Annotated in this window: 11 protein-coding genes and 1 pseudogene; 5 read left to right on the top strand and 7 right to left on the bottom strand. The window is 65.4% G+C overall.

Features of this window, described 5'->3' with window-relative positions; translation table 11 throughout:
• Positions 1–384: 384 nt before the first annotated feature.
• The 7 genes and pseudogenes from H3S97_RS07555 to H3S97_RS07525 form a co-directional block, all read right to left on the bottom strand.
• The gene (locus H3S97_RS07555) at positions 385–678 is read right to left on the bottom strand and encodes a WXG100 family type VII secretion target (protein ID WP_029677804.1); all 294 of its coding nucleotides are present in this window, start codon (positions 676–678) and stop codon (positions 385–387) included.
• An 848-nt stretch (positions 679–1,526) separates the two neighbouring features.
• Positions 1,527–1,992 (bottom strand): annotated as a pseudogene (locus H3S97_RS07550) (dihydrodipicolinate synthase family protein); the annotation flags it as partial.
• On the bottom strand, positions 1,992–2,729 hold the full coding sequence (gene dapB, locus H3S97_RS07545) for a 4-hydroxy-tetrahydrodipicolinate reductase (protein ID WP_198220162.1): 738 nt from the start codon (positions 2,727–2,729) through the stop codon (positions 1,992–1,994). The gene dapB and the pseudogene H3S97_RS07550, both read right to left, overlap by 1 nt.
• 36 nt (positions 2,730–2,765) lie before the next feature.
• A complete protein-coding gene (locus tag H3S97_RS07540) occupies positions 2,766–4,076 on the bottom strand; it encodes an MFS transporter (RefSeq protein WP_198220161.1) in 1,311 nt (436 codons plus the stop codon).
• Positions 4,063–4,803 (bottom strand): GNAT family N-acetyltransferase, encoded by a 741-nt coding sequence (locus H3S97_RS07535; protein ID WP_198220160.1) that lies wholly within the window; start codon positions 4,801–4,803, stop codon positions 4,063–4,065. Before H3S97_RS07535 ends, H3S97_RS07540 begins: the two co-directional genes overlap by 14 nt.
• A 128-nt stretch (positions 4,804–4,931) precedes the next feature.
• Positions 4,932–8,972 (bottom strand): ATP-dependent DNA helicase, encoded by a 4,041-nt coding sequence (locus H3S97_RS07530; protein WP_198220159.1) that lies wholly within the window; start codon positions 8,970–8,972, stop codon positions 4,932–4,934.
• Positions 8,969–13,552, bottom strand: coding sequence for a PD-(D/E)XK nuclease family protein (locus tag H3S97_RS07525; RefSeq protein WP_198220158.1), 4,584 nt, complete (start codon positions 13,550–13,552; stop codon positions 8,969–8,971). Before H3S97_RS07525 ends, H3S97_RS07530 begins: the two co-directional genes overlap by 4 nt.
• A 155-nt stretch (positions 13,553–13,707) precedes the next feature.
• Between H3S97_RS07525 and H3S97_RS07520 the strand changes: the two genes are divergently transcribed.
• The 5 genes from H3S97_RS07520 to H3S97_RS07500 all read left to right on the top strand — a co-directional run bounded on the left by H3S97_RS07520 (position 13,708) and on the right by H3S97_RS07500 (position 26,148).
• Positions 13,708–15,294, top strand: coding sequence for a serine/threonine-protein kinase (locus H3S97_RS07520; protein WP_198220157.1), 1,587 nt, complete (start codon positions 13,708–13,710; stop codon positions 15,292–15,294).
• A gap of 209 nt (positions 15,295–15,503) precedes the next feature.
• Complete coding sequence (locus H3S97_RS07515; protein ID WP_198220156.1) at positions 15,504–20,936, top strand: Ig-like domain-containing protein; 5,433 nt, start codon at positions 15,504–15,506, stop codon at positions 20,934–20,936.
• Positions 20,937–20,938: 2 nt separating this feature from the next.
• A complete protein-coding gene (locus tag H3S97_RS07510; RefSeq protein WP_232356370.1) occupies positions 20,939–22,489 on the top strand; it encodes an AAA family ATPase in 1,551 nt (516 codons plus the stop codon).
• 3 nt (positions 22,490–22,492) lie between these two features.
• Positions 22,493–23,740, top strand: a complete 1,248-nt coding sequence (locus H3S97_RS07505; RefSeq protein ID WP_198220155.1) for a DUF58 domain-containing protein — start codon at positions 22,493–22,495, stop codon at positions 23,738–23,740.
• On the top strand, positions 23,737–26,148 hold the full coding sequence (locus H3S97_RS07500; protein WP_198220154.1) for a transglutaminase-like domain-containing protein: 2,412 nt from the start codon (positions 23,737–23,739) through the stop codon (positions 26,146–26,148). Before H3S97_RS07505 ends, H3S97_RS07500 begins: the two co-directional genes overlap by 4 nt.
• Positions 26,149–26,294: the final 146 nt, after the last annotated feature.

Genomic DNA, 26,294 nt, shown 5'->3' with positions numbered 1-26,294 from the left:
ACAGAAACCACATTGTTCAGGGATCAGCCACAGCCCCGATTCCGACATCAATGTGGAATCAAGCCGACCTCTCAATCCTCAACAAGGTTTCTGATTCCTGCGGAGGACGCATGCACGCGAACATCACAGTCTGGCAAATACACATCCGACAGGCTGATTCTCGTAACACAACAACGAGCCATTGGAGAGAGGCAATCGCGGTTCCTTCTGATTATGGCTAATGAGAAGGAACCGCGATAGGCCTAGACAGCTCCATCGCCTGCGATGTCTTGTCTTAGAGACAAGAATGCCAAAATGCACCTATACACGTCTTAAGCAACTATGCCCCACCTGCTAACACACCCGCAGGCGCAAAGGCGCATATTTCCCTCGCAGACAGAGGTTCTATTGCAAAGAACTGGCCAGCTGGCTATCCAGATCAGACAGCGACTGCTTGGTCTTGTTCAGGAAGTCCTCCATGCCATTCAAACCATCGACGGTCTGGGTGGCTCCTTTTGTGAATTCCTCATAAGACTGCTGGAAAGCGCCGGAAGCACGGTCCGTCACAAATCCGCTTGCGACAAGGGCATCAATCTTGCTCTTCAAGGCATTCAATTCGGAGACGAGGGTATCGTGCCCATTCTTCAAATCGTTGACAGCGCCGTCCAAATCACCATAAGTAACCGATACATTTGCCATAGCATTCCCTCCTATGCACGAATCAGCTGAAAGATACCGCCAAAAAACAATCAGCTTCCTCAACCAACAAGAAAAGTTTATCACTGACCGGGCATTTCGCCTAATCGAGATGGCAGTCGAATCCGCAAAATTGCAAATATATTGGTTTTTATGACCCGACTGCCTTTCGGAATCCCGCCGACGTTGGTACCACATCTGCCGGGCTATCACTATGTCCGCATTTTGGACAGATGGACCACTTCGTCAGTGTACTGCATGAGCGGGAGGCTCCTTCACGCCCGGTAGCCGTCAAGGCAAGCGCCTGCAACCATGATGCCCATGAACTCTTCTTGAGAAAGAAGCAGGCTATCAATCTGGGAGTGAGGATGGCCAGCGCCCTTTACAGCGCCCGCACCATTGGCATCACCACTGCATGCCAGCCGGAGAGCCCATGAGACAAATCGGGGCAGGTCCCCGTCTGGTTAACCTCCAATCAATCCGCAATGACAGCCAAGCCGGAAACATCTGAAATCCGCAGAAATCCAAGAAGATGATCAAAATCCAGTGACGGACCATGGATATCGGGAAGACCAGGGCCACAAACCAGCGGTAGGATTCAGCCAACAACAAGCAACGGTTTGCTCCCATCTGCTGCGCCCGGCGACGTGGCTGGAGAAGGGGCGATGGCATCGTCGCTTTCAGGACTGATTCAGATCAGCCCGGCGGCCTACATGCCCTTTCAGACAAGAACCACCTGACCCTCATCGGAACCCAGATCGGACAGCCTCATGGCGGTCTGATCCAGCCTGCCGGCCGCCTTCAAAGCGGCCCTGGCCATTCAGCGCCTGGACCAGCAGGACCAGACACACAGCCAACCGCCGGTAGGTGTCCATCTCGATGTGCAGTCCGGTCCGTCCAGACACATCATAGAAAATGATTGGCCGTTGAGCCGACTCGCGCACCAAACGGAAGTGGACCACCACCCCATCCCGGGAAAGCCACGAATAGCAGTGCATCGGCCCCAGCCTCCTGGGTCATCTCCACCACCGGACCTTGCGCGCCGTGTCGTTCGAGCCCGCTCCGGAGACGACAGGCACATCGACGGCATCCTTGACGACCCTGACCAGGTGACCTTCTCCTCCATTGGGTGACGGGAGACTCGTCTGTAGTGCCATTGACCAGAATGCCGTCGGCCCCATCAGCCACCAGAGTCCAGGCCAGGTTGGCGGCTGCCCCATAATCCACGGATCCGTCCTTGTTCATGGACGTGATCATGACGGGGATCACCAGTCCGAAAGGGGCGGGAGGAAGCAGATGGGACGCTCTTGCGGATATCAGAACAGATAATGGTCCAGGCCCACGGTCAGTCCGGGAATGCTTCCGGCACGGCGGACTGCCAGGAGGACTCCGGGCATGAATGAGACACGCTCGAAGCTATCCGCGCGGATGGTCAGCTGCTCGCCGGGGTTGCCCATGAGGATCTCCTCGTGCGCGTTGAGTCCCCGCAGCCGGACGGCATGGACATGGACACCGTCAACCACCCGGCCCCTGGAAGCATCAGGCTGTTGGGTCGCGTCGGGCATGGGACCCATCCCAGCCTGACGGCGGGCCTCGGCGATGGCGGAAGCGGTTCCCAGAGCCGTGCCGGAGGGGGCGTCGACCTTGTCGGGATGGTGCAGCTCGACCACCTCGGCCGACTCGAAGTAGCGGGCTGCCATGGCCGCGAACCGGTCGGCCAGCACTGCAGAGATGGCGAAGTTGGGAGCGATGAAGACGCTGAGTCCGGGATGCCCGTCCAAGGCCTGCCTGACCTGGTCCAGGCGCTCCTTGGTCCAACCGGTGGTGCCGATGACGGTGTGGACCCCCTGCCCTATCAGTGCCAAGGTGTTGCCCAGGACGGCATCGGGGCTGGTGAAGTCGACCGCCACATCCGTGTTGCTCGGATTGATGGCAGCCGGATCGTCATCCGGCCCCAGCAGCAGGGCCGTCTGCATATCCTGCGCGTCCTTCAGGGCACGCACCACCTCGGTTCCCATGCGTCCGCCTGCGCCCAGCACCGATACGCGAATCATCGGCTGCCTCCTTCTTATCTGTTTATTTCACTGTTTTCACTGTGCATTTTCGGTCTTTTTCACGACCATACCCCTCCTGCGGCTCCTGGCCCAGCCCAGCAGAGCCAGAGGAACAGCGCAGCAGGTGACCACCGCCGGGATGGTCATGCCGCCGTGGGGCCCGAACTGATCCAGGGCGACTCCGGCCAGGGTGGATCCCAGGGAGGTGCCGATGGATCCGCCGGTGGACAGCCAGGAGAGCCCCTCGGTCAGGGCCCGGGCATCCACGTTCTCGCGCACAATCAGGTTGCCGGTGGCGAAGATGGGCGAGACGCACAGGCCGGTCAGCACCTCGGCCAGACCCAGCAGGACCAGGTTGTCCATGACCAGGCGGAAGACCACGTAGCCAAGGGTCAGCAGCACCAGGAAGGTCGTCAGATAGCGCCAGCGGGATCCTTTGAGCCTGACCGAGCCGAAGATCAGCGCCCCGCACAGGGAGCCCAGGGCGAACAGGGCCAGCTGCAGGCCTACAGCACCCTCACGGCCCATGGACTTGGTCAGGGCGGTCACCGAGACATCCACCGCCGAAAAGCTCATGTTGAAGACGACGAAAATCACGACCAACAGGAGGATGCCCGGGTAGACCAGAGCCGAGCGGGAGCCCTGGTGGCCGTCAGCATCACTCGGCAGGACGTCCCCGTGGGCGTCCACCGGGGAATGATCCGCCGCAGACTGGCTGACGGATTCCATGCGAACGACAGCCGGTGGCTCGGTGGAACGCATGGCGAAGAAGGTCAGTCCGCCGATCAGCAGGGCCAGGGCAGGCAGGTAGAGCTGGGAGACCGGGCTGACCGAGGTGGCCAGGTAGGCGGAGAGGATGGGCCCCAGGATGAAAACGCACTCGTCCAGCCCCGACTCCAGGGCATAGGCGGTGTTGAGCAGGTTGGTCTTGTCGTCGCGCAGCACCCAGGCCCAGCGGGTGCGCACCAGGGCTCCGAAGGCGAACTGGGTCAGGCCCATCAGGGCCGCCAGCACAAAGAGCACACCCAGGGGAACCCGGCGCATGGCGCCCACGGCAAATCCCAGGATGGCCAGAGCCTGCACGATCAGGGCCGTCACCCCGACCCGACGCTGGCCGAACCGGTCGAACAGACGGGCGTAGAAAGGGGTGACCAGGGCGGCGCAGAGCGTGTAGACGGCGCTCATCAGACCGGCCGAGGTCCAGTTGTCATAGATGTTGTTCAAGGCCAGTACGATACCCAGACCCATCATGCCCAAGGGCAGTCGGGCCAGGACGGCAGACAGGCAGAAACCGGCGGCGCCCGGGTAGGTGAATAGGCGCAGGAATGGGGATTTAGCGGCCGCCATGATCACCGTCCCTGCCCAGCTGGTCGCTCACACGGCCGGCATAGATGAAGATGTCGTCGATCCCCTCGAAGAACTGCGGGTCGTCGGAGGGGTCGCGCCCGGCGAAGGCGGCATGGTCCCGCCCCTTGAGCTCGGCCAGCCGCTCCATGCCCTTGTGGTCGTAGAAGCCCACATCGCAGGAGGAGTCCGTATGCAGGTAGAAGCGCTCGATGCCCGCCTGATCCAGATGCTCCAGGTTGTCCCGCCACAGGGCGCCGCCCACGCCGCGGCCCCGGGCACGGCTGGAGACCAGGAAGAGCCTCAGTTCGGCCTGGGGCGGGACCGCCAAACCGCACTTCTCCTCCAACTTGACCTCGGTCAGCTGCCACTGGCGGGCCCGGTCCAGGGTCCGAGCGCCCAACGTCGTGGCGGACAGCTGCTGGTCCACCTGCTCCAGCTCCTCTTGGGCCTGGGGGAAGCAGGGTTCGCCGCGCCCCTCGGCCAGCAGGGTCACCCCCAGAAAGTCCTGCCCATCGACGGCTATCCGGGCCCTGGTGGCACCCACCAGATAATGCAGGATAAAATGCGCGGCGCTCAGCCGGGACACAGTCCCCTCGGGATCCTCCTGCACCTTCCAGGTGGCATCAAAGGTCCCCACCAGGTCGGGCATATCCGCCCAGACCATGGGTCTTATTTGCACGCTCCCCCTCCGCAGGGAGGCCTGGTCGTGACTACTGGACGTTGTCATCTGTCTCATTGCTCCATTCGGGCGTGCCCGGCCCCACGACGGCCCTGGGCCGTCCGCCGATCGCCTGCTGTTCATGATTGCTGATGCGCGGCACCCATCGCCCTTGTCCGGCGGGGTCTGCCGCAGACTCAGTCCTCGTCCGACTGCTCGGGGATGCCCTCGGCCAGGGATGCGAGAATTTCTTCTTCGGTCCTGGCACGGGCCCTGATGAGTCGATCCTGGGGCCGGTCTTCGCTTACATAATAAAGGCAGGCGTCGATGGTCGACAGGCCGATACCCTCCAAGCGTGACAGGAGCAGCCGGTAGAAGTCCAACTGGACCAGACGGCGGTTGGTCGACTCCTCTCCGTGCGGTCGTGCTCCGGTCTTCCAGTCCACGATGGTGTAGCGCAGATCCGGGCGATCAGGGTCCAGTCCGCCGGCAAAGACCGCATCCAACTTGCCCTTGACGATGCGACCGGCCAGCACCGCCACGATGGGCCGTTCCACCCAGACGGGGGTGCGCTCTGCCCAGTCGGACTCAGCCAGCCGCCGCTCCCAGGTCAGCAGACGAGCCTGAACGGGATCGGCCTTGGGATCCAGGGTCTCCCGCTCCTGGTCAAGCCCGGTCAGCATGCGGGCCCGCTCAGCCATGGCCCCGGGACCCAGTGGGCCATCGAGCAGGTTCGCTGTCTCCGCCTGATCGGGCAGGTCCACCAGTCCTTGGGGGGCGGAGATTTCGGGCAGGATGAAGCGCCTGGCCCAGTCGTGGAAGCGGGTGCCTGCCTCGGCCTGCGGGGAGGCCACCTGTGGTATGGGCCTGACCAGCCCCTGCCAGTAGTCCCTCTCCATCTTGGGATCGCCCCCTGCCGAACCGGCCTGGATGGCGGTGACGCTGCTGGCTCCATGCCCCAGGATCCGACGACCGGTGCGCCGCAGCAGATCCAGATCCGTGAGCAGCTGGTCGTCGGCGACCCCCAGACGGCCGGTGCTGACCTGCAGGACGCGGACCGCATTGGCGTAGAGACCGTCATCGCCCTCCTCAGGGATCTCGTGGCCGCCTGGTTTTCCGGCGTGCACCCAGGCGACCGAGCGATTCAAAGCTTCGCGTGTGCGCGCATTCAGAACCGGGGGCCAAAGCGCCTGATCACGCTGGCCGTCGCGGGCGGCGACCTGGTCCACCTCTTCCAGGGCACGGTCGACGATGGCCTGGCGGTAGGACTGGGCATGCTCACCGACAAAGAGCCCCAAGGGCGGCGTTGGCTGGCCCTCCTGGGCATCCTCTGCCTGCTCCAGCTTGACCGCATCGGGCTCTTCCTGGAAGAGCTCCACCAGCTCGGTCCAGAAGTTGGAGGCCTTATCCGGGTCCGGAGCCGGCGTGTTCAGGGCCGCAGACTCCGCCTGGGAATCCTGGCTGAAGGTCAGCAGCAGGTCATGCCGGGCCCTGGTCGAGGCCACGTAGATCAGCCGTCGCTCGTCGTCCAGCAGCCGACGGCCATACTGTTCGCGCTGAGAGGGGGCGATGGCATCGGCCCGGACCGGGCGGGCCTGGTCGTCCAGTCCGCTCTCCCGGGACAGGCCCATGGCCTCCTCCTCCAGGCCCGCCAGGTCCAGTCGACCCAGCAGGTCCTCGGGGTCAGCTCCCAGGGGGGCGTCGTGGGGAAAGCGGGGCAGGATCATGGCATCGGCCCGGACCGGCACCGGCACGGACTGGGGATCGACCAGCCAGGTACGGGCCGTGCAGTCGTACTGGTAGACCGGGCCGTCCGAAGATGGGACCACCGGCTGGTCCGAGGCGGGCTTGACCGTGAGCCGGTCGCCTTGGCTGCTGGGGAAGGCTCCGCGCTTCAGCCCGACCACCGCCACGGCGTCCCACTCCAGACCCTTGGCCTGGTGGACGGTCATCAGGGCCACGTCGGCCTGTCGGTCGTCCCCGTCAGTGGGCATTTCGGGGCTCTGATCCAGGGAGGACAGCCAGGAGACGAACCCGCGCAGGCTGGGCCCCAGGCCTTGGGGCAGCTCGGACAGGTAGACATCCACCTGGTCCAGCAGGGCCTGAATGCCCGCCTTGGCCTGACTGGGCTCCAGAGGACGTTCAGGATTGGCCAGGGAGCGGGCCAGCACCAGGTCCACGTCCAGGTCCAGGGCACGGATGGCGGCGATGACCACCTGACGCAGGGGGGCCGAGGACTCGGCCTGGACCTGGCAGATGACCCGGGCGGCCTCGGCGGCCAGGACCCGTCCCCTGGCGGAAAGCCCGGAGCTCTTCAAGAGGTCCGGCAGGTCATCGCGCAGCAACAGGTCCACCAGGAAGACATCGTTGGGGACCTGGTCACGGTAACGGTGCAGATCCTCGCGACGGCGGCGCGGATCGGGGTCGGACTCGATCAGGCCGGCACGGACCAGGGCCCGGTACTGGCTGTCCTCGTTGACCTTGGCGGCCAGGGAGGCCAGAGCGCTCAGATCGGCCGCGTCCATGCCGAACCGGGCCGAGGCCAGCAGGCGCATCAGGGAATCGCTGTCGGTGTGGTCGCAGATCAGGGAGAGCAGGGCCCGCAAATCCATGACCTCGGGCCGGTCGAAGAGGGAGGAGTACCCGACGACCTGGCAGCTCAGCCCTGCAGCCTCCATGGCCTGGCGGTACCTGGGCAGGGCGGCCTTGGAGCGGAAGAGGACAGCCACGTGTGGTGCGTCGCCTTGGTCGCCATAGAGCTCGCATGCCCTGAGGGCGAACCTGACCACGCCATCGATCTCCTGGCCACCGGTGCTGTAGCCCAAGAGGCCCACGGTACCCGGGTCGGCGTCCTCACGGGGACGGAGCCTGGCCACGTCCACCTCGCGCAGTTCCGCTTCGGACCGGCTCTCCTGGCCCCTGTGACGTAGAGGGACGGTCAGCTGGTTGGCGGCCTTGAGCACCCAGCTGGAGTTGCGGAAGGTGCGCGACAGGGTCAGCGGGTCCTGGTCCTGCGAGCGCCCAAAGGCTGCCACCCCCGACAAGGGGCCGCTGCCGGAGTCGGGTCGGTCGGCCAACATGCCGAACTGGGCCTGGAAGGTGCGGAAGGCCCCGGGACTGGCCCCGCGCCAGGCATAGATGGACTGGAAGGGGTCGCCCACGGCGGTCACGGCCGACCTGCCGGGAGCCTGATCCGCACTCCCCTGTTCCTCCTGCCGATTCTGCGGGTGGAAGATGGCCGCCAGAAGCAGGGCCTGGGTGGTGGAGGTGTCCTGGTATTCGTCCAGAAAGACGTGGCTGTAGCGGCGTCGCAGCTGGGCGCTGATGGAGGGGAAACGCTCGACCAGCTGGAAGGCGGCCAGGGTGAAGTCGCCGAACTCGGCCATGTTGGCCTGACGCTTGGCCCGCTGGTAGTCCTGGACCAGGGTCAGCAGCTTCTCGCGTGTCAGGACGGCCCGTCGCATGGCATCCACCCGGTGGAGGCGAATGCTCTGCCGCTTGTCTTGGAAGTCCTTGATTTTACCCTGATAGTGCTCGTCGGTCTCCTTCTTGCTTCGCTTGGGCGGTGAGGTGCTGACTGTGGGCTCGGTGGCCGGCACGGGCTGGTCGCCGATGAGCCGGTCCGAACGATCCACAAAGGCGCGGTCCCAGGCGCGGATCCGCTCCACAGCCTGGTCGAAATCCGGGCAGTCGCTGCTGATCATGGAGGTGGTCACCGCCCCGGTCAGCCCCAGAACCCGGTTGACGGTCGTCGAGAAGGTGGCGGAGCCCAGGTCGTCGGAGTCGCCATCCTGCGCCGAGGCGCCGGCAGGAAAGATCAGATCCAGATGGTCGGCGACCACCTGGGAGGCCAACTGGTAGGCTCCCGCCGAACTCAGGGGACGGGTGTCCTGATCCATGCCCACCAGCAGGCCGTACTGGCGCACGATGGACTGGAAGAAGGCGTCATAGGTTGACACGGTCGGCTTGAGGAAGTTGCGTTCGGGATCTACGGCCGAGGCGCCTCTGCCCTGATCGCGTCGAATGACCGCCGCACCCACCCTGGACTGGAGCTCGGAGGCGGCCTTACGGGTGAAGGTCAACCCCAGAATCTGCTCGGAGGGCACTCCCCGGCGGATCAGGGCGATGATCCGGCTAGTCATGGTCATGGTCTTGCCCGAGCCGGCACCGGCCACCACCAGAAGATCCTCGTTCACATCCGCATCGACAATGGCGGACTGTTCGGCAGTCTGCTTCATTCCTGATCCTCCAGTAGATTGGGCGCCACCAGTTGCCATGCCTGACATTCCTGGCCATTGCTGGCCCGATGGCAACGGGCAGGGTCGAAGACCGCATCATCCCGGCCGGCCGTCAGCTTGACTCCTGCGGCGAAGAAGACCCTGGCTATCATGGTCAGCCCCCATACAGCCTGGGAGGAGACTCTGGAGGCTCGGACCATGGCCCACAGGTCCGCATCCACCCCGGGCGGAACCTGTTCGGACAAGTCCGCAGGCTCGGCCTTGGACTTGAGCGGGGAGGGCATACCGGTTCTGGGCTGGGCGATGGTGACCAGCCTGTCGCGCTCGAACAGTGGAGGCTGGTAGGCCATCTCCTCCCGGCGCAACCCCGTTTGCTCATCCTTGGGCGGGGTCTGCAGCTGCAGGAGCAGGGACTGGCTCAGCTTCATCCCCTCGGTCCTCTCCAGATCGGGGGCCTGGGGCAGACTCCAGGCCGCCCCCACCTCCGGGCTGCTGCCAGGAGTGGGCGGGAAGGCCAGTCCCAGCTGATAGCAGACCAGCTGCAGGTCGTTGAAGAGCTGCCCCTGGGTATAGGGGACTCTGCCGGTCTTGTAGTCCACCAGCCGCAGACGGATGCCCTCGGGCAGGGACCTGACCTCCAGACGGTCGATGCGGCCGGTCAGCCTGACTGTGGTCCTGGCATCCAGGGCTGCGGGGAAGCCGTCTACCAGGCCGGACATCAGGGCGAAGAGCACGTCGGCATCCAGGGGCCTGTCAGGGAAGGTGGCCTTCCAAAGAGGGACTAGGTCCTCCACGGACAGGCTGACATCAAATGAGCGCTCGCTCTGCACCCCCAGCAGGTCGCCGACCGGGACCGGGCTCTTGCCCTCCAGGCCGTATTCGGAATCCGAGGAGCGCACGAAATAAGAGGCCAGGTTGTCCAGGATGGGCTCCACCCGGCTGCTGCGGCCGCGCTGGTCATAGAGCTCGTCCGGGTCCCGCAGACGCTGTTCCTGGGGAGCCAGATCCTGGTAGATGTCCAGAAGTGCATCCCGCACCTGCTGCTGGCGGGCATCCGGGTCGCCATGGCCGGGACGGTCCAGACCCTGGGCTGTACCCTCGCTGGCCACCTTGTGGATCAGGGAGCCGAACTCCGTAGGCACCCTGGATGGGGATGGGCCGGAGAACTGATCGCCCAGGGCCCACTCCAGGGGGCAGTTCCAGATGGCATCGACCGCCGAAGGTGAAAGGAGAACCACCTGGCGGTCGGACCCGTGTTCGTGGCGGTGCTCATGACGCTGGTCACGGTCATGGCTTGGACCCGCCTGGGTGTTTTGATTGGAGGAAGCCGGTGCGGAACGGGAGGCACGGTCCTTTTCAACAACCGATGCGACACCTGCGGCGGCGGCCACAGCCCTTGACCCGGCAGCCTGCTCAACCGGGGCCCCTTCATCCGAAACCTGCTCATCTGAGGCATGCCGGTCCGAGGCCGACCCAATCGTGGACTGCCCGTCTGGGACATGCTGATCCAATGTCGACTGGTCGTAGAGGAAGGGCCAATGCCGTGGATCGGCCGAATCCTGACCCTGATAGGCCAGCAACCGCAAGGTTTGTACGGCATCGTCCACCCGGTCACGGTCAATCTGGTCATGCGGAAGCAACGCCTGGACAGCCAGGATGGATCGGGCGGCCGCCGTCAGACCCCTGGCAGACACCTCCAGCCCCCCGTAGCGCTCTCTGCCGCCTGAGCCAGCGCCGACCATGCTGAACTCGGCCTGACTCATATCGGCGGTGCGTGGATAGCGTTCGGGCAGGTAGCCGTAGAGGAAGTCCGAAGGAACCAGGTCATCGTTCCAGACCGCACTGATGCGCACCTGGGTTCGGGCCCGGGTCAGTGCCTCCAGAAAGCCCTTCTTCTCGGCGTAGAGGATGGAGCGCAGGGCCGGATCGTGGCTGAGCGTGTCCGCCAGGGGGTCGCCGATGCGATTGTGCAGGACCAGGTCGGCCAGCTCCTCGGCTCCGAACATGGTGTCGCGGGGAATCAGGTTGGGCCAGACCCCGTCCTGGACGGCGGGCAACCAGACCAGGGGCCAGTCGGTGGCCAGGGCGGCAGCGCCGGCGGGTGTGGTCAGCGTGACGGCGTGCTCAATGGGCCCGATCCGCGCCAAGGAGTCGGCCTCGATCTGCATGGTGCGCACCTGGTCCATGAAGGCCTCGACCGTGGGAAAACGACGGGAGCCAGCCGCGTACTGGAAGAGCCGCATGAGCGCGTCCAGGCGGTCGTTGGACTCCTCCCCCTCCTGGGTGGCCATCAGGGCCCTCCGCTGCCAGTCATCGGCCAGGTCCAGGCTCCGCCAGGCCTCCCAGAGCACGTATTGGGGCTGACGGTCCTCCAGAGCGCTGATGCGGGTGGCCGTCAGACGCAGAACCTGCAGGGCCTTTTCCAGAACCTGGACGTCAGGATCCTCCCGGCGACCTCCGGCGATGGCGGTCATGGCCTCCAGGATGATTCCCGAGGATCGGTCATCCGGGTCCAGAACCAGCAGGGTCTCCAGGGCCTGAACGGAAAGAATGGCTGGCCGTTGGGCATCCCGGTCGCCCAGATCCACCGGCTGGTCGGGGGCCGAGGCAGTGGAGAAGGGACCGGACGCTGCCCCTGGCTCGACGGAATCATGCCTGGCCAACAGGGAATCGTCGACACTGATGCCGGATGAACGGTCCCGCTGAGCCCGCCGCTCGGCCAGATCCTCCACCCAGGTCCGCCAGGCCTGTCCAAGGAGCGGCAGATCGTCCAAGGTGCCCGACGAGTCCGCCTCGCTTCCCTGCTGGCCGGACAGGGGGGCCAATGCGGCCATGGTCTCCATGATGGACTCCAGGCGCTCCATCCTGACGGGACGCTCTGCACGAGCGGCGGTGGCGGGGACCCGGAAGAGGGGGCCGGCCATCAGGGTGCGCAGGCGCGAACGGATCCAGGCGGCCACCTGGGCAGGATCGTCCGGGTCTCTTCCGGCAGTTCCAGGGTCCAGTACCGACTGGGCCAGCTCGACCAGGGCAAAGAGACCCTGGATGGCTGGTTCCTGACTGAGCGGACGGGTCACTGAGGAGAAGCGCACCGGCACGCCCTGCACACGCAGTTTGCGGCCCAGCGTGCGCAGGGTCATGTTGTCGTGGGCGATGACGGCCATGTCGTTCCAGTCACGTTTCTGGGCCAGGAACTCATGCTTGACCTGCCAGACCAGGTCGTCATCCTCCTGGTCGGGGGTGCGGAAGAGCCTGGTCTGCACGCTGCCGTCGCGAATAAGACTGTCGCCGTCGGTCAGAGGCGCCACCGGTCCTGCGCCGGGCCAGGCGGGCAGCTTGCCGGGTCTGGCAGGCAGGGGGGTATCGTCCTCCTCAACCCCGGCGATGCCCAGGCTGACCCTGGCAGCCACCAGGTCGGCGTAGGAACCCGGAGCCGCCGAATCTGAACCCTGGCGGCCTTCGGTATGTTCTTCGACTGCTTTCGGAACCACCATCCTCCGGGGTTTCAGGGTCAGGGTGGCGGCGCCCAGGCAGGCGAAGTCCTGGGCCAGAAGGGGGGCGGCGTCACCTGGCACAGGCTTGGCCAGGGTCGTCAGACGAGTGGCCAGAAATTCCGGATAGGAGCCACGGAAGGACTGGACCGACTGGTCGGGATTGCCCACCAGAAGAAGTCGGCAACCGGCCCGGTTCAACCCCTGCAACAGGCCCATCCCGGCCAGGGTGACGTCCTGCCAATCGTCCACGACCAGCAGGTCGGGCAGGTCGTCATCAGCAAGTCCGTCCAGGCTGCGGGAGGCTTCGACCATGAGCATGGAGGGGTCCAGACGGAATTCATCCGGGTAGCTCTCGGTGATGCTCTGGCGGTATTCGTCCTCCAGGGCGAAGGCCAGCCGCCACTGCAGGCCCAGCCGATCGCGGCGGTCGGGGTCCATGGGCTGGACGGCCAGGGCGTCCAGAAGCTGGTCCCGGTCCCCCCTGTCCAGGCCCAATTCCGTCATGCGGGCGAACATGTCCCGTAGCTGGGCGATGAACCTGTCGGCGACCCCTACGACCCGTCCCTGTCCGTCGCCGACCAGGACGGAGGACCAGCCCGCCCCGTTGCGAAAGTAGCGTTCCAGGAGTCGGCAGACCGCGCAGTCGTCCCCGGCCTGGACGTGCTCCAGGTGGACGGTCATGACCTGCCTGAGCAGGGCATCCTCCTCGGCGCCGTTGAGCAGCCTGGGCAGAAGCGGATCGCGGCCTCCCTGGGCCAACCGGGACCGTGTCAGCAGACGGAAGGCCAGGGCCTGCAGGGTGCCCACAGGTCGGGTACGGTCGGACCTGCCCCGCTCAAGAATGACCTGGCGGCTGACCTGGTCGGCTGCGGTCCTACCTGATACGGCCATGCTGGCACCGTCGCCGAACCGTTCCATGCCGGCCAGCAGGGCCCGGGTGGCCAGCCTGGTCTTGCCGCTGCGGGGAGGACCAGCCACCACCAGGGCACGGGTGGGCCGACCCTCCCCGTTCCGGAGCCGATCGCCGATAAGGGCGCGGACCGGTTCCATGGCCTCTTGCGGATCCACCGGTGGCTGCTTGCTCATAGCTACAAGAATAGGGTCCGGCATGGTCCATCCGCAGGCCCCGGAAGCCGCTGGTCCGGGACCATTCTTGGGAGGTTGAAAGGATGACCGATCGGGAGCGGCGTGCTGTTATCGTGGATAGCAGTTCCCAGGCATTCCTTAGGAGGTGATGCCCCTTGCAGCAGAATGGTTCCCAGGCCCGGCGCCCGGGTGCGGTCCCATCCATGGACCAGGCGCCAACGCTGCCCGGGCTGCGGCTTATGCGCCCCTTGGATCTGGGAGGCACCGCCGCCGTCTACCTGTACGAGCAGGAGGGGCTCAACCGACCCGTGGCGGTCAAGGTGGCCCTCCAAGGCAGCATGGACCAGCAGACCCATCAGCTCTTTCTGCGGGAGGCCAAGACCCTGGCCAAGCTCTCCACCCACCCCTGCATCCTGAGCATCCACCAGGCGCTGGTCAGCGATGACGGACGGGATTGCCTGGTGCTCGAATACGCTCCGGGCGGCAGCTGCAAGACCATCATGCTTCACGGGGGCATGGACCAGGAAGGCGTGTTGGACCTGGGGGTGCGCATGGCCTCGGCCCTCTGCTGCGCCCATGAACGCGGAATCCTGCACCGGGACGTCAAACCCAGCAACTTCCTGATCACCGACCAGGGTCTGCCCGTCCTGGCTGACTTCGGCATTTCCGCAGGCATCTATGGAGACGAACGAGCCGGCGGGCTTTCCATACCCTGGGCGGCCCCAGAGGTCCTGGCGAACCGCTCGGGGGGATCAGAGGCCAGCGACATCTACTCCCTGGGGGCCTCGCTCTTCGGCATGCTGGCCGGCCGCTCCCCCTACGAGTACGCCTACCGGGCCCGGGATGAGGATCACCTGGCCCAGCTGATCCTGACAGCGGAAACCCCGGTTCTGCACATGGGCGAGGCCTCCCCTATGCTGGCCGCCGTCCTGGAGAAGGCCATGGCCCATGACCGGGACGACCGCTACTACTCGGCGCTGGAGTTCGGGCGGGCCCTCCAGGAGGTCCAACAAGAGCTCTACGGCCATGCAACGCCCTTCATCGGCGAGGGAATTGGCCCCTACCCCACGGAGGATGTACGTTCACACTCCCGGACCGGAGACATTGCTGGCCGACCCATTGCAGGCCGAGGGGGAAAGCGACCAGAGAATAAGGAACCCGGCCACCCCTGGGCTGGTGCACGGGCCAGCTCCCAACCGCGTCTGCGCCCAGACAGGGATGCGTTCACCGACCATGAAGGCAGCCAGGCCAAGCGGTTTTTTGGCGGCCGCCGCCGTCTGGTCCTTTTGGGACTGATCCTCGCTGTCATCCTGGCCCTGGTACTGGTCTGGGCCCTGGTTGTCGGCCTGCCAAACAGATCCGAGCGTGGTTCACAGCCGACTACTACAGGTTCCTCCCAGGCCCAATCCCAACAGGCGCAGTCCCCGGACCCGACGGATTCGAGCGACCCCCAGGATCTGCAGGAGGGCCCGGTTCCCTCACCCACCCAGGGCCAAGGCCGCTACCAAGGCACCACGGCAGTTTTCACCTGGGCCAATCCCGACCCCAAACCGGGAGACACCTATGTCTGGCATCCCCTGGATCAGGGCGGCACCGGAGACCGTGGCCGCAGCGTGCAGACCCGACAGCCGGCCGCCCGTGTCGACAGCCCGCAGGGGGGTCAGACCTGCATCAGCGTCACCCTGGTGCGGGCCGACAGGAGCATGTCCCAGGAACCCACGATCATTTGCGCCGTCCAATGAGCCTTCGGTGGATGAATTTCCACATTCGACCACCCCGACTTTCACAGACCGCCAAGACCTGGCAAACCAGCTAAAATCAGTCGTCAGAGAGGGCATCGACGGCGGTCCGGGATCAATTAACCAACAAGGGCACAAGATAAAGGTATAGGAAAGGTATAGGTCAGGCATCCTGGCCTGTGCGGCAGAACAGGAAAGGAACCCAGGGGATTATGGACTTGCAGGGACGCTTCCTGCGGATGCGCCGGGCCGGGCTGCGTCTGCGGCATGCCCTGGCCGTCCGCGCCAAGAACCCTGCCACCATCCTGGCCGTCACGCTGACGGCTCTGGTCCTGCTCATACTGGGCGCCTTGTTCATGCATGGAGTGGACCGCCGTGCCGTTCAGGTGGATGACGGCAGCATCTGGATCACCTCCGAAAACGAGCGCAAGGTCGCCCGGTTCAAGCCCGACATCGGCGAGGCGGACGTGGCCCTGTCGACAGGCACGGACCACTTCGACCTGGCCCAGAGCGGATATGCGGTCATCCTGGGCCGTGAAGGAGGCATGGCTCCCATAGCGGCCTCCACCGCCACACTGGGAGACACCACCCGATCGGATGCCAGGGTCCAGCGGATGGTCAACGGGCCCACTCTGGTCCTCTTCCAGGCGCGGACCGGCAAGGTCTGGGTGGGTCAGGCCACTTCTCCGGGAGATATGGACCCGCAACGCCGCGACCCTGTGCTGACCTTGGGCTCCGGGGCCGCCGTCACCGTGGATGCCTCCGGAACCGTCTACGCCTACCGGCCCTCGGACGGGGTCGTGCTGAAAATCGACGGACCGGACTCCCGGGCCCACCGTGAGCTGGACTCCCTGACGGATCACGCCCCCGTTCGGGCCACTGCCTTCAGCGTCATCGATGGAAGACCCGTCCTCCTGGCTGGCAACCGGCTTTACTGGCCCCAGGGATCCGTCCGGATACCGCACCGGGGAGACCTGCAACTCCAGTCCACTCCTGTGGACATGGACCGTCAGGGACCCTGGGTGGGTCTGACCGATCAGGAAAGCGTCCACCTGGTTGATCTGGACCATCCGCGCAAACAGGTCGAGACCGTACGCACAGGCGGCAGCGGCCAGCCCGCCCAGCCGGTCTCCTCCGGCGGATGCCTTTGGACAGCCTGGGCCTCCTCGGGAAGCAATTTCCTACGCCTGTGCGCAACAGGAACGGCCGGGCCCAAGGTCCGGTCACCCCAGCCGCGTCCCACCACCCTGGAAGCCATCAGCCCCACCTCGGACCTGGTCTTCCGGGCCAACCACCGGAGGGTCATCCTCAACGACGTGCTGACTGGCGATGTTTGGAACCCGCAATCCTCCACCAAGGTGATCCGGCCGCAGTGGCAAACCATGGAGGTCAAGCACACGAACAAAACCGATCAGCGCCAGGACTCGGCCGACAACCGCCAGCGGTTCGCTGCCACCTGTCGCTCAGGATCCCAACCCATCCAGGCCGAGGACGACAGTCTGGGCATTCGGGCCGGTTCCAGAGCCCTGCTGGACCCCCTTCGCAACGATCGTCAGACCGACTGTTCGGTTCTGCGAATCGAGGATGCGCGCAGCTCGCAGGGCAATCTGCGCCTGACCCCGGTCATGAACGGCCGTTACCTGCAGGTGGATGCCAGCGACGCACCTGTCGGCCGGGCCCGAATCAACTACTCCATCACCGACGGTCGCGGCCAGGTCTCCTCGGCTGGCATCGACCTGAACATCGCCCCGGCCAAGATGGACCGAAGTGACCAAGCACCGGTCCAGAACGATACCCCTCCCGAGTATGAGGTGGAGCAGGGCGCCACGACAACCGTCAACGCTCTGGCCGGCTTCGAGGATCCTGACGGAGACCCGCTGACACTGGTAGGTGCCGAATCCGTCAACTCCGATCGAATATCCCTTTCCACCAGGGCTGATGGGCAGCTGACCATGAGTGCTGGGTCGGCCACCTCCGGTCGGTTGGCTGTCAAAGTCACCGTTTCGGACGGACTCATGAGCGGACAGGGACTCATCTACTTCACCGTCAGACCCGTCAACACCCTGGCCCCACTGGTTGATCCGGTCATCCGTCAGGCCACTCCCGGCCGAGAGGTGACCGTGGACCTGAGCAGGAGCGCACATGCCAATGCCGCTCAGCCCCTCCGCCTGGTCCGGGTCGACAAACCCGATGGAATCCAGTTGGAGGTCAACGCCGAGAGCCTTTCCTTCACCGCCACCGCCGCCAACCCGGGCACCTATTATGTGCCCTACCGGGTGGCCCAGGGCGACCAGGAGACCCAGGGGCTGGTCAGGCTGGAGGTGGAACACGACCAGGGCGGATCCGCGCCGCCGGTACCCGTCAACGACGTGGCCCTGCTGGGGGCCGACCAGACCGCCATCGTCGATCCGCTCGACAACGATCTGGATCCCATGGGCGGAGTGCTGGCGCTGACCGATGTGCGCGTGGACCCGGACTCCGGCATCAAGGTCGGCATCGTGGACCACCGTCGGGTCTATCTGTCAGCCAGAAAAATTCCCACACGCCCGCTGAGCATCGCCTACACGGTCGCCAACGCCGAAGGCAGCGCTCAAGGGACCATCGTCCTGCAGCCCCCTTCCTTGAGCAGGGCAGCCTCGGCGCCCAAGGCCCCGAATCTGACGGTAGGTGTCCGCTCATCGGGTCTGGTCACGGTTTCGGTCATGGACAAGGTCACCCACGCTGACGGAACCAGCGTCACCCTGGACCAGCAGCTGACTACGGATCAGCGGAACTTTGCGGGTCTGACCTTCGTATCCGGGGATACGGTCAGGTATCAGGCCAGCGAGCGCACCGGGGACTTCCCTGCCACCTATACGGTCAGGGACGACTTGGGTAACGCAGCCTCAGGCACCATCACCTTCCGCGTGCATGCCTCCGACCCTGCCAGCAAGCCCGCACCCACCCCCAAGGATCTACGGGCCCAGGTGGCTGCCGGGACCAAGGTACGCATCCCCGTCCCGCTGACCGGCATCGACCCGGACGGAGACTGCGACACCCTGTCCGGCTTGGGCAACCAGGCGCCCAGGCTGGGAAGGATTGTCAAAGCCGGGGCCGACTACCTGATCTATGAGGCCTATCCCGACTCGCACGGCACCGACGAGTTCACCTACGCCGTGGAGGACTGGGTGGGGCAGCGTGCCCAGGCGCGCGTCCGCATCGGCGTCTTCCCCGACTCGTCGGTGACCGGGGTCTTCGCCCGGGACGATAAGGTCAGGCTGCGGCCTGGGACCGTGGCCGACGTGCCGGTCCTGCTCAATGACATCTCTGGGGACGACGACCCCCTGAGGCTGGATCCCAACCTGGAGCGCCAGGGCCTGGACCAGGCCGGCGTAGAGGCCGACATGATCCGGCTGACTGCTCCTTCGCAGCCAGGGACCTCCTATCTGGTCTACAAGGCACGCAACCGGGCAGGGCTGAGCGACCAGGCCACACTGACCGTGGTCTCGGATCCCCAGGCCCCCATCCAGCCGCCCATAGCCCAGGATTACCAGGTTGCTCCCGAGGACACGGTGGACAAGCGCAGTGTGGAGGTCGATCTGGCCGACTCCATCAGCAACCCATCCGGCACCCTCGATGACCTGCGCCTTGGGATTCATCCCAGCGCCCGTGCCCATGCCAGGATCGTGGGCGAAGCCGGCTCCACCAAGCTGGTCATCGATCTGACCGACCAGGCCAGGGCGGTGCCCTACACCGTGACCAACACCCGGTACAAGATCACTTCAATGGCCTTTGTGAAAGTCCCAGCCTACGGGGTATTCCCCCCGATGCTAAGACCCCGGGCTCCGGCTCTGAAAGTGCGGGCTGGACAGAGCATCACCATCGACATCGCCGACCAGGTCAGGGTGGGTGCGGGCAAGACCGCACGGATCGCCTCCCGCCAGTCAGTCTCGGCCACCAAGTCCGACGGATCCGACCCCTACGTGGACGAGCACACCCTGAGGTTCACCGCCGCCAAGGACTATGCCGGCCCAGCCTCGCTGACCTTTGCCGTCCGTGACGGGGATCCAGGGGGCCAGGCCATCGTCAACGAGTCGGTACTGACCCTGCCCATCACCGTGGTAGGCGGCAGAGCCTCCCCGCCGGTCCTTTCTGCACCGGTCATCGATCTGGTGGCCGGGGAGCCGGCACAGACCATCTCCCTGACCGCCATGACCCGCTGGCCCCAGGGAAGCGACCCGGCCGACAGCACCTTCTCCTCCGGGGACCCACAGGGGCCGATCCATGTCAAGGTGAGCCCGCGGGGCCAACTGAACGTAGCCGCCGACAAGACCGCGACGCCCGGCACCAAGGCCACACTGCCGGTGACCATCACCAGTTCCTCCGGCGATGTGCATACGGTCCTGGTCTTCCGCATCGTCGCCACCACCCGACCCCTGGCTTCGGTCCCCTCGCGTCAGCTAGGGCTCAAGGCCGGGCAGAGTCTGGAACTGGACCTGTTCGACGGCGCCCTCAACCCCTTCCCTGACACTCCGCTACGCTTGGTCGGCCTGGTCAGCGACGACACCTCACGACTGACAGCCACCAGCCTGGGCGACGGAAGGATCGCCATCAAAGCCGATCGCGACATCGGCGCCTCCACCAACACCATTCTGGCCACGATCGAGGATGGCAGCCGGGATCCGGGACGCCGGGTCAGCGCCACCATCACCGTGGGCATCATCGACCGCCCGCAGGCCCCCAGAATGATGGCAGGCGCCGCCCAGGCAGGCGACGGAACGGTTCTCCTGGCCTGGGAGCCGGGCGCAGTCAACGGCAGTCCGGTGGACGAGTACCGGGTCACCTACACCTCATCGGCAGGCTCGGGACAACGCTCCTGCGGCAATGCCGTCACCTGCCGGGTCGACGGACTGGCCAACGGCCATGACTACTCCTTCACAGTCCAAGCCCACAACCAGGTCGGTTGGTCCCCCGCCTCCTCGCCGGCGGCAGCCAGACCTGACGCGCTTCCCGGAGGCGTGCAGGCACTGACCGTGGACGGCGGCAGCAAGGAAACCCTGACCGTCACCTGGCGTCCGCCGGAGAATCATGGCTCACCCATCCAGGGCTATACGGTCCACGGCGAGGGTTCCGGATGCGGTTCGCCGCGATGGCGGTCGGCCACCGCCACCAAGGCGGTCTTCGACGTGGACCATGACGAGGCAGGAGGCACCTGCACAGTGAGCGTGACCCCCGCCAATATGGCCGGATCAGGACCTGTGGCCTCAGCCTCTGGAGCCACCTGGTCGCATCCGGATCCGCCTGCATTCCAGACTTTGGAGTACCAGGGCAAGGACCAGGTCAAGCTGGTCCTGAACCCCGGTGCCGAACACGGCCGACCCTGTGCAGATATCCAGGTGAGCATCGATGGCCTAGACACCGACAAGGCTTCCTGGACCCTGCCCTGCAACCAGCCGGAGGTCAGTGAAGTCATCACCCTGCCCGCCGGGTCAACCAAACCGGGCGCCACGCTGAACTTCCGGGCGGTCGCCCGCATCCGTGGGGTGGGGTCCGAAGGCCATTCGCCCGCCGCCACCAAGGAGCTGGACCTGCCCAAGGATGCCGACAAGCCAAGCGACAAGACCCTTAACCCGTCAGTGGTCCCCTCAGCAGACAAGGATGAATGACCATGGATGAACGAAACGCACAGGAACCCATCCAGCAGGACGGCACCATCCCCGATGACGCGACCAGGAGGAGTACCCCCAAGGCCGCCCGCGAAGCAGGCAGCGAAGGCCGACGGATCCCTGCCGACCGACTGGATGTACTGAAGCGACAGCGCCAGGCCCTCATGGCCGGTCTGGGCCAGCAGGAATCCTCCCAGGCGATGAGCGACGACCGGACCCGTCCCGGCCGCATCCCTGTGGCTGCCAGGCAGGAAAGGACTCAGGAGTCCGAGGCGGAATCCGTCCCATCGGATCGCACCATGGTGGAAGACGGGACCATCCCCGTCCGCCAGCCGGTCCGTGACCTGTTCACCCGGTCCTCATCAACCCCTGCCAGGCCTGACCTCGTCGATGTCACCGATCAGTCCCGACACCCCCGACTGGAGCGGACCTCGGCTCCCAGATACGAAGTCAGGACCGACGAACCCAGGGAAGCAGAAAAGACCGGTCAGAACCAACGGTCTTTCACCGAAGCAGGAGATCAGGCAGAAGAGGCCAGGCGGAAGAGACGATCAGGCCAAGCAGGAGGCAGCAGCCAGGCAGTGGACCGCAGCCAAGCCGCCGTGGATGTATCGACCTTCGCCAGCCTCTTCCGCTCCATAGTCGACAACGTCGGCCAGGCGGTGCTGGGCAAGGAGGAGACCATCGCCCTGTGCGTCACCGCCCTGATCGCAGGAGGCCATGTGCTCCTGGAGGACAATCCGGGCACCGGCAAGACCCAGCTTTCACGGGCACTGGCCGCCTCAATCGCCGTGGACTGCAAGCGGATCCAGTTCACCCCCGACCTGCTGCCCTCCGATCTGCTGGGCGTGACCTTCTACGACCAGTCTCAAGGACGATTCTCCTTTCGGCCCGGGCCGGTCTTCGCCTCCCTGGTTCTGGCTGACGAGATCAACCGAGCCTCCCCCAAGACCCAGTCGGCCCTGCTGGAGGTCATGGAGGAAGGCCAGGTGACCGTGGATGGCCGTACCTACCGCCTCCCCCAGCCATTCATGGTTATGGCCACCCAGAATCCCATCGAGCAGCTGGGCACCTATGCCCTGCCCGAGGCTCAGATGGACCGTTTTTTGATCCGCACCTCCCTGGGTGCGCCGGGGCATGATGCCAGCATGCGCATCCTCCAAGAGGCCGACATCCGCGACCGGGCCGGCCTGGTCGAACCGGTGGTCGATGCCGACCAACTGGAGGCCATGGCCGCCTGCGCCTCCAAGGTCTTCTGCGATTCCTCCATCATGGAATACGTCATCCACATCATCGAAGCCACACGGCACAGCCCCGCCATCCGGGTCGGCTCCTCCATCCGAGGCGGACTGGCCCTGGTCCGTTGCGCCAGGATCCGGGCCTGCGCCCAGGGCCGCGACTACGTGATCCCCGACGATGTCAAGGACCTGGTCGACCCCATCCTGGCCCACCGGCTGCTCCTGACCGCCCAGAGCAGGCTGGCGGACATGGACGAACACCAGGCGCTGGCCGAAGCCCTTGCCAAGGTCCCCGTCCCCACAGGAGAGCAGTGAGCCATGACCGCCTTCGCCCGCCGACCTGCCCCGGAGGCAAGGCCGGCATCCTCGACAGGATCCAGACAGGGCCTGCGATCCCGGGCCGTTGACCTGTGGCAGTCCGTCACTGCCCTGGGCCGGGCCATGGCTCTGGCCGCACTCCTGTGCGCTCTGGCCTTCATCCCTACAGGCTGGCGTGAACTGCTGGCGGGCACTTTGCTGGGCGTGGGCATGCTGTTGCTGGGATTGCTGATGAGCCTGGGCAACCTGTCCTGTAGCGCTGAAACGAGTCTGGACCAGGGCCGTCTGGAGGTGGGGGGCCAGGCTGAGCTGGTCCTGGTTCTAACCAATCCGGGCAGCCGTTCCACCCGCCGTGGCCGAATCGGTCTGGCTCTAGGCCAAGGAACCATCATGGCGCCGCTGCCAGCCCTGGCTCCCGGCCAGAGTCACCAGATCCGCTTGAAGCTGGAAGCCAGGTCCCGTGGCGTGATTGACCTGGGCCCGGTGACCATGGAGGCCGGGGATCCGCTGGGACTCATCCGCCGCCGCCGAATCCTGACTGGGGCCCGAAAACTCTACATCCATCCCCGCACGGTGGCCCTGCCGCCCCTTGAAGCCGGACTGGAACGCGACCTGGAGGGCGATCCTGGTCCCGGCATTGTCGACGACGATCTGGAATTCCATGCCCTTCGCCCCTATGCTCCGGGCGACGACATGAAGCGGGTCCACTGGCTGTCCACCGCCCGGGCCGGTACCCTGATGGTCCGCCAGTACGAGCCCACCCTGCGCACCAGGACCGAACTGATTTTGGACGGCCAGGCCGCCTCCTACCGGAACGCGGATGAGTTCGAACTGGCAGTTGAACTCTTCGCCTCCCTGGGTTGCCGATGCCTGCTTGATGGCCGTCGGCTGCAAGCGTTGGCCCCGGAACCCGAGGATTTAGATGCCCATGGAACCACCCTGCCCACGGAGGATCCCCGAAGCTTTCTGGATGCCTGCAGTGCCATCCGCCCCAGCCAGGACAGCTACGACAAGCCAGACCTGGCTGACGCTCCTGAACGAACCAGCCTGACCATTCTGGTAACCGGTTCGCTGGGCGGCGGCCAGGCCTCAGTCCTGGCGGGTGAATCTGCCCAGAGCTCCTCCCCGGTCATGCTGCTGGCTGCTGACCTGGATGCCAATCCAAGTCTGCAGACGCAGCCAGGCCTGGCCAACGCCGTTCTGGGCAGCCTGCAGGACCTTCCCATCCTCTTGGAGAACCAGCCATGAGCACATCTGCATCATGGATGGACCAAGTCCAGAGGGAGCCCATACGCCTGATTGACCGGGCAGGTCTGCAATCCACTGTCGACCCCACCAGGCGCCGCTCCCCTATCATTATGGTCGCCGCACTTGCCCCCCTCAATCTGCTGGCTGGACTGCAGTTGCTTCCGGTCTACGGCAGCCTGCCCTTCTGGCTGACAGTGGGAGCCGTAGCCTGCCTGGTCGGACTGATGATTGCCTTGCTCCCCCGCCGTGGTATTGCCACAGCCCTCCTGCAACCTCTGCTGCTAATTGCGGCCCAATTCCTGCTGGGTCCCATCTTCGCCCTGAACGGGACCACTCTGGCACACGTCCTGCCCACCTGGGCAACCCTGACACAAGGGTGGTCCGCCACCTTCGGCGCGTTCAAGACCCTGGCAGCCATCGACCCGCCACTTGGCCAGGAGGCAGGCGGGCTAATGGCCCTGTGGACGCTGATGCTCTGGACCTCTTATCTGGCCGTGCTGCTGGCCCGCCATGGCCTGGGTCGCAACCTGGGACGGCCGGCGCACCCGGTGGCCGTCCTGGCAGCCACCCTGCCCATCCTGGCCACCATGGCTGTGTCAGCCGTCATGGGCACCAGCAGAGGCCTCCACCCGGCGTTGACGGGCGGCATCCTCTGGCTGCTCCTGCTGATCTGGTGCGCCAGCGGAATGGGTCTGCTGCGCCTGCAAGGACTCGCCTCTACGCTTCTGACCCTGGCATTGACAGCCGGACTGATTTTCTCCGCTGGACTGCTGCCCGCCCCGACCCGGCTGGTCATCCGAGACCACTATCAGCCCCCCATGGACCCCTACCGGTTCACCAGCCCCTTGAGCGATTACCGCGCCTATATCAAACGCCATCAGGACGAAACCCTGGTCACAGTTCGCAACCTGCCCGCCGGCACGCCGGTCCGAATGGCCGTCATGGATCGTTATGACGGCAAGGTCTGGAACCTGTCCGACTCCTCGGGCGCAGGAGCCGCCGACTACCGGCGCATCGGCGCGCAGATCCGCACAGAAACCCAGCAGGAGAAGGCCAAAGACGGCGAACAGACCGGACAGCCTTTTACCGCAACCTTCCAGATTCGAGAGGGATTCGACCACGCCTGGCTGCCCTCCGCCGGGCAGGTCGACGGCATCGACCCGGATCAGGGCCTGCAACGAAAGGACCTCTACTTCAACAAGGCCACAGACACCGCACTGACCGATGAGACCCTGCAGGCCGGGGCCAGCTATACGGTGCGCGGCGTGGCCGAAGACCGACCAGCAACCCGCCGCATAACCGACAGCGATCCAGGAGATGCACAGGTGCCTCCCCTGGCGGATGCCCCTGAGAGCCTGCCCAAGTCGGCTGCCTCCATGACGTCCATGCAGGCGCGGGGCGGCGCCAGGGCGCTGGCCATCGAGGAACGGCTGCACCGGGAGGGATGGTTCTCCCATGGTCTGGCCGGCGACTATCCCTCGCCCTCCGGCCATGGCGACTATCGGATCAATCAGCTCCTGCAGGGCCAGGCAATGGTTGGTGACAGCGAACAATACGCCTCGGCCATGGCCCTCCTGGCCCGGCAGATGGGTCTGCCATCCCGGGTTGTCCTGGGATTCGTGCCCAAGAACCGCGATGGCTCCATCAGCCGGGCAAGAACCAGGACCCAGGCGGACGGGAGCACCCGAATCGACTTCACAGGACGCGATGCCCAGGCCTGGGTGGAGGTCAATCTGAAGGGACTCGGGTGGGTCCCCTTCTACCCCACGCCACCGGAGACCAAGACCCCGGACAAGTCACTGGACTCCACACCACCCGATCCGCGCACCCTGGTCCGCCAGCCGCCTCCCCCGCTGGTCGATCCTCCCCGTGACGACCGGACCACCCAGGGTCGAACCACCGTTGGCGGGCAGGACGCATCCCGGCAGTCTTCGCCCTCCTTCTGGAAGCGGTACGGACCCCTGATAGCCAAAGTGACGCTCTGGACCATGCCGCTCTGGCTGCCTGCTCTGCTGGTTCTGCTCCTGCTGGCCTTCAAGTCCTGGCTGCGCCGACGGGCCCGGTCGACCGGCGACCCGAAGACACGTATCCGTGCCGGCTGGCGACAAATCAGCAACCTAGGCAGACAGACCGGACTGTCCCTGGACGGCACCCGTAGCGAGCAGGAGGCTCTGATCACCCGGAACCTGCTGACCGACCCCACAGGGTCTTCGTCGGCCGGACTGTGCGGCGATCTGGATCGACTGCGCAGCATGGCCGATCAGGCCTCCTTCGACCGGCACCCTTCGGATGAGCAGGAGGCCGAGGACTGCTGGCAGCTGGTGGACAAGCTTCGAGCCGCCATCCTGAAATCCCTACCACGAACCCGACGCTGGCGCACCCTGCTTTCCCCCAGGCACCTGCGCTGACCTGCTGCCAATAACCTGGACCCCGAGAAAAACAAAACGAGGGCCCGTGCAATCGTCGAGATCACACGGGCCCTCATCTGGTATCACGTAACCTGCAGTAACCTGCAGCCGAATCCGCCAGGCCGGGTCATCCGGCCCAAGCGGAT

Origin of the sequence: Bifidobacterium choladohabitans, from assembly GCF_016102005.1 — a bacterium.
In the GTDB taxonomy this organism is placed as follows: Bacteria; Actinomycetota; Actinomycetes; order Actinomycetales; family Bifidobacteriaceae; genus Bombiscardovia; species Bombiscardovia choladohabitans.
Note: the sequence above shows the minus strand (reverse complement) of the source record. Positions and strands in the feature narration are given on the sequence as shown.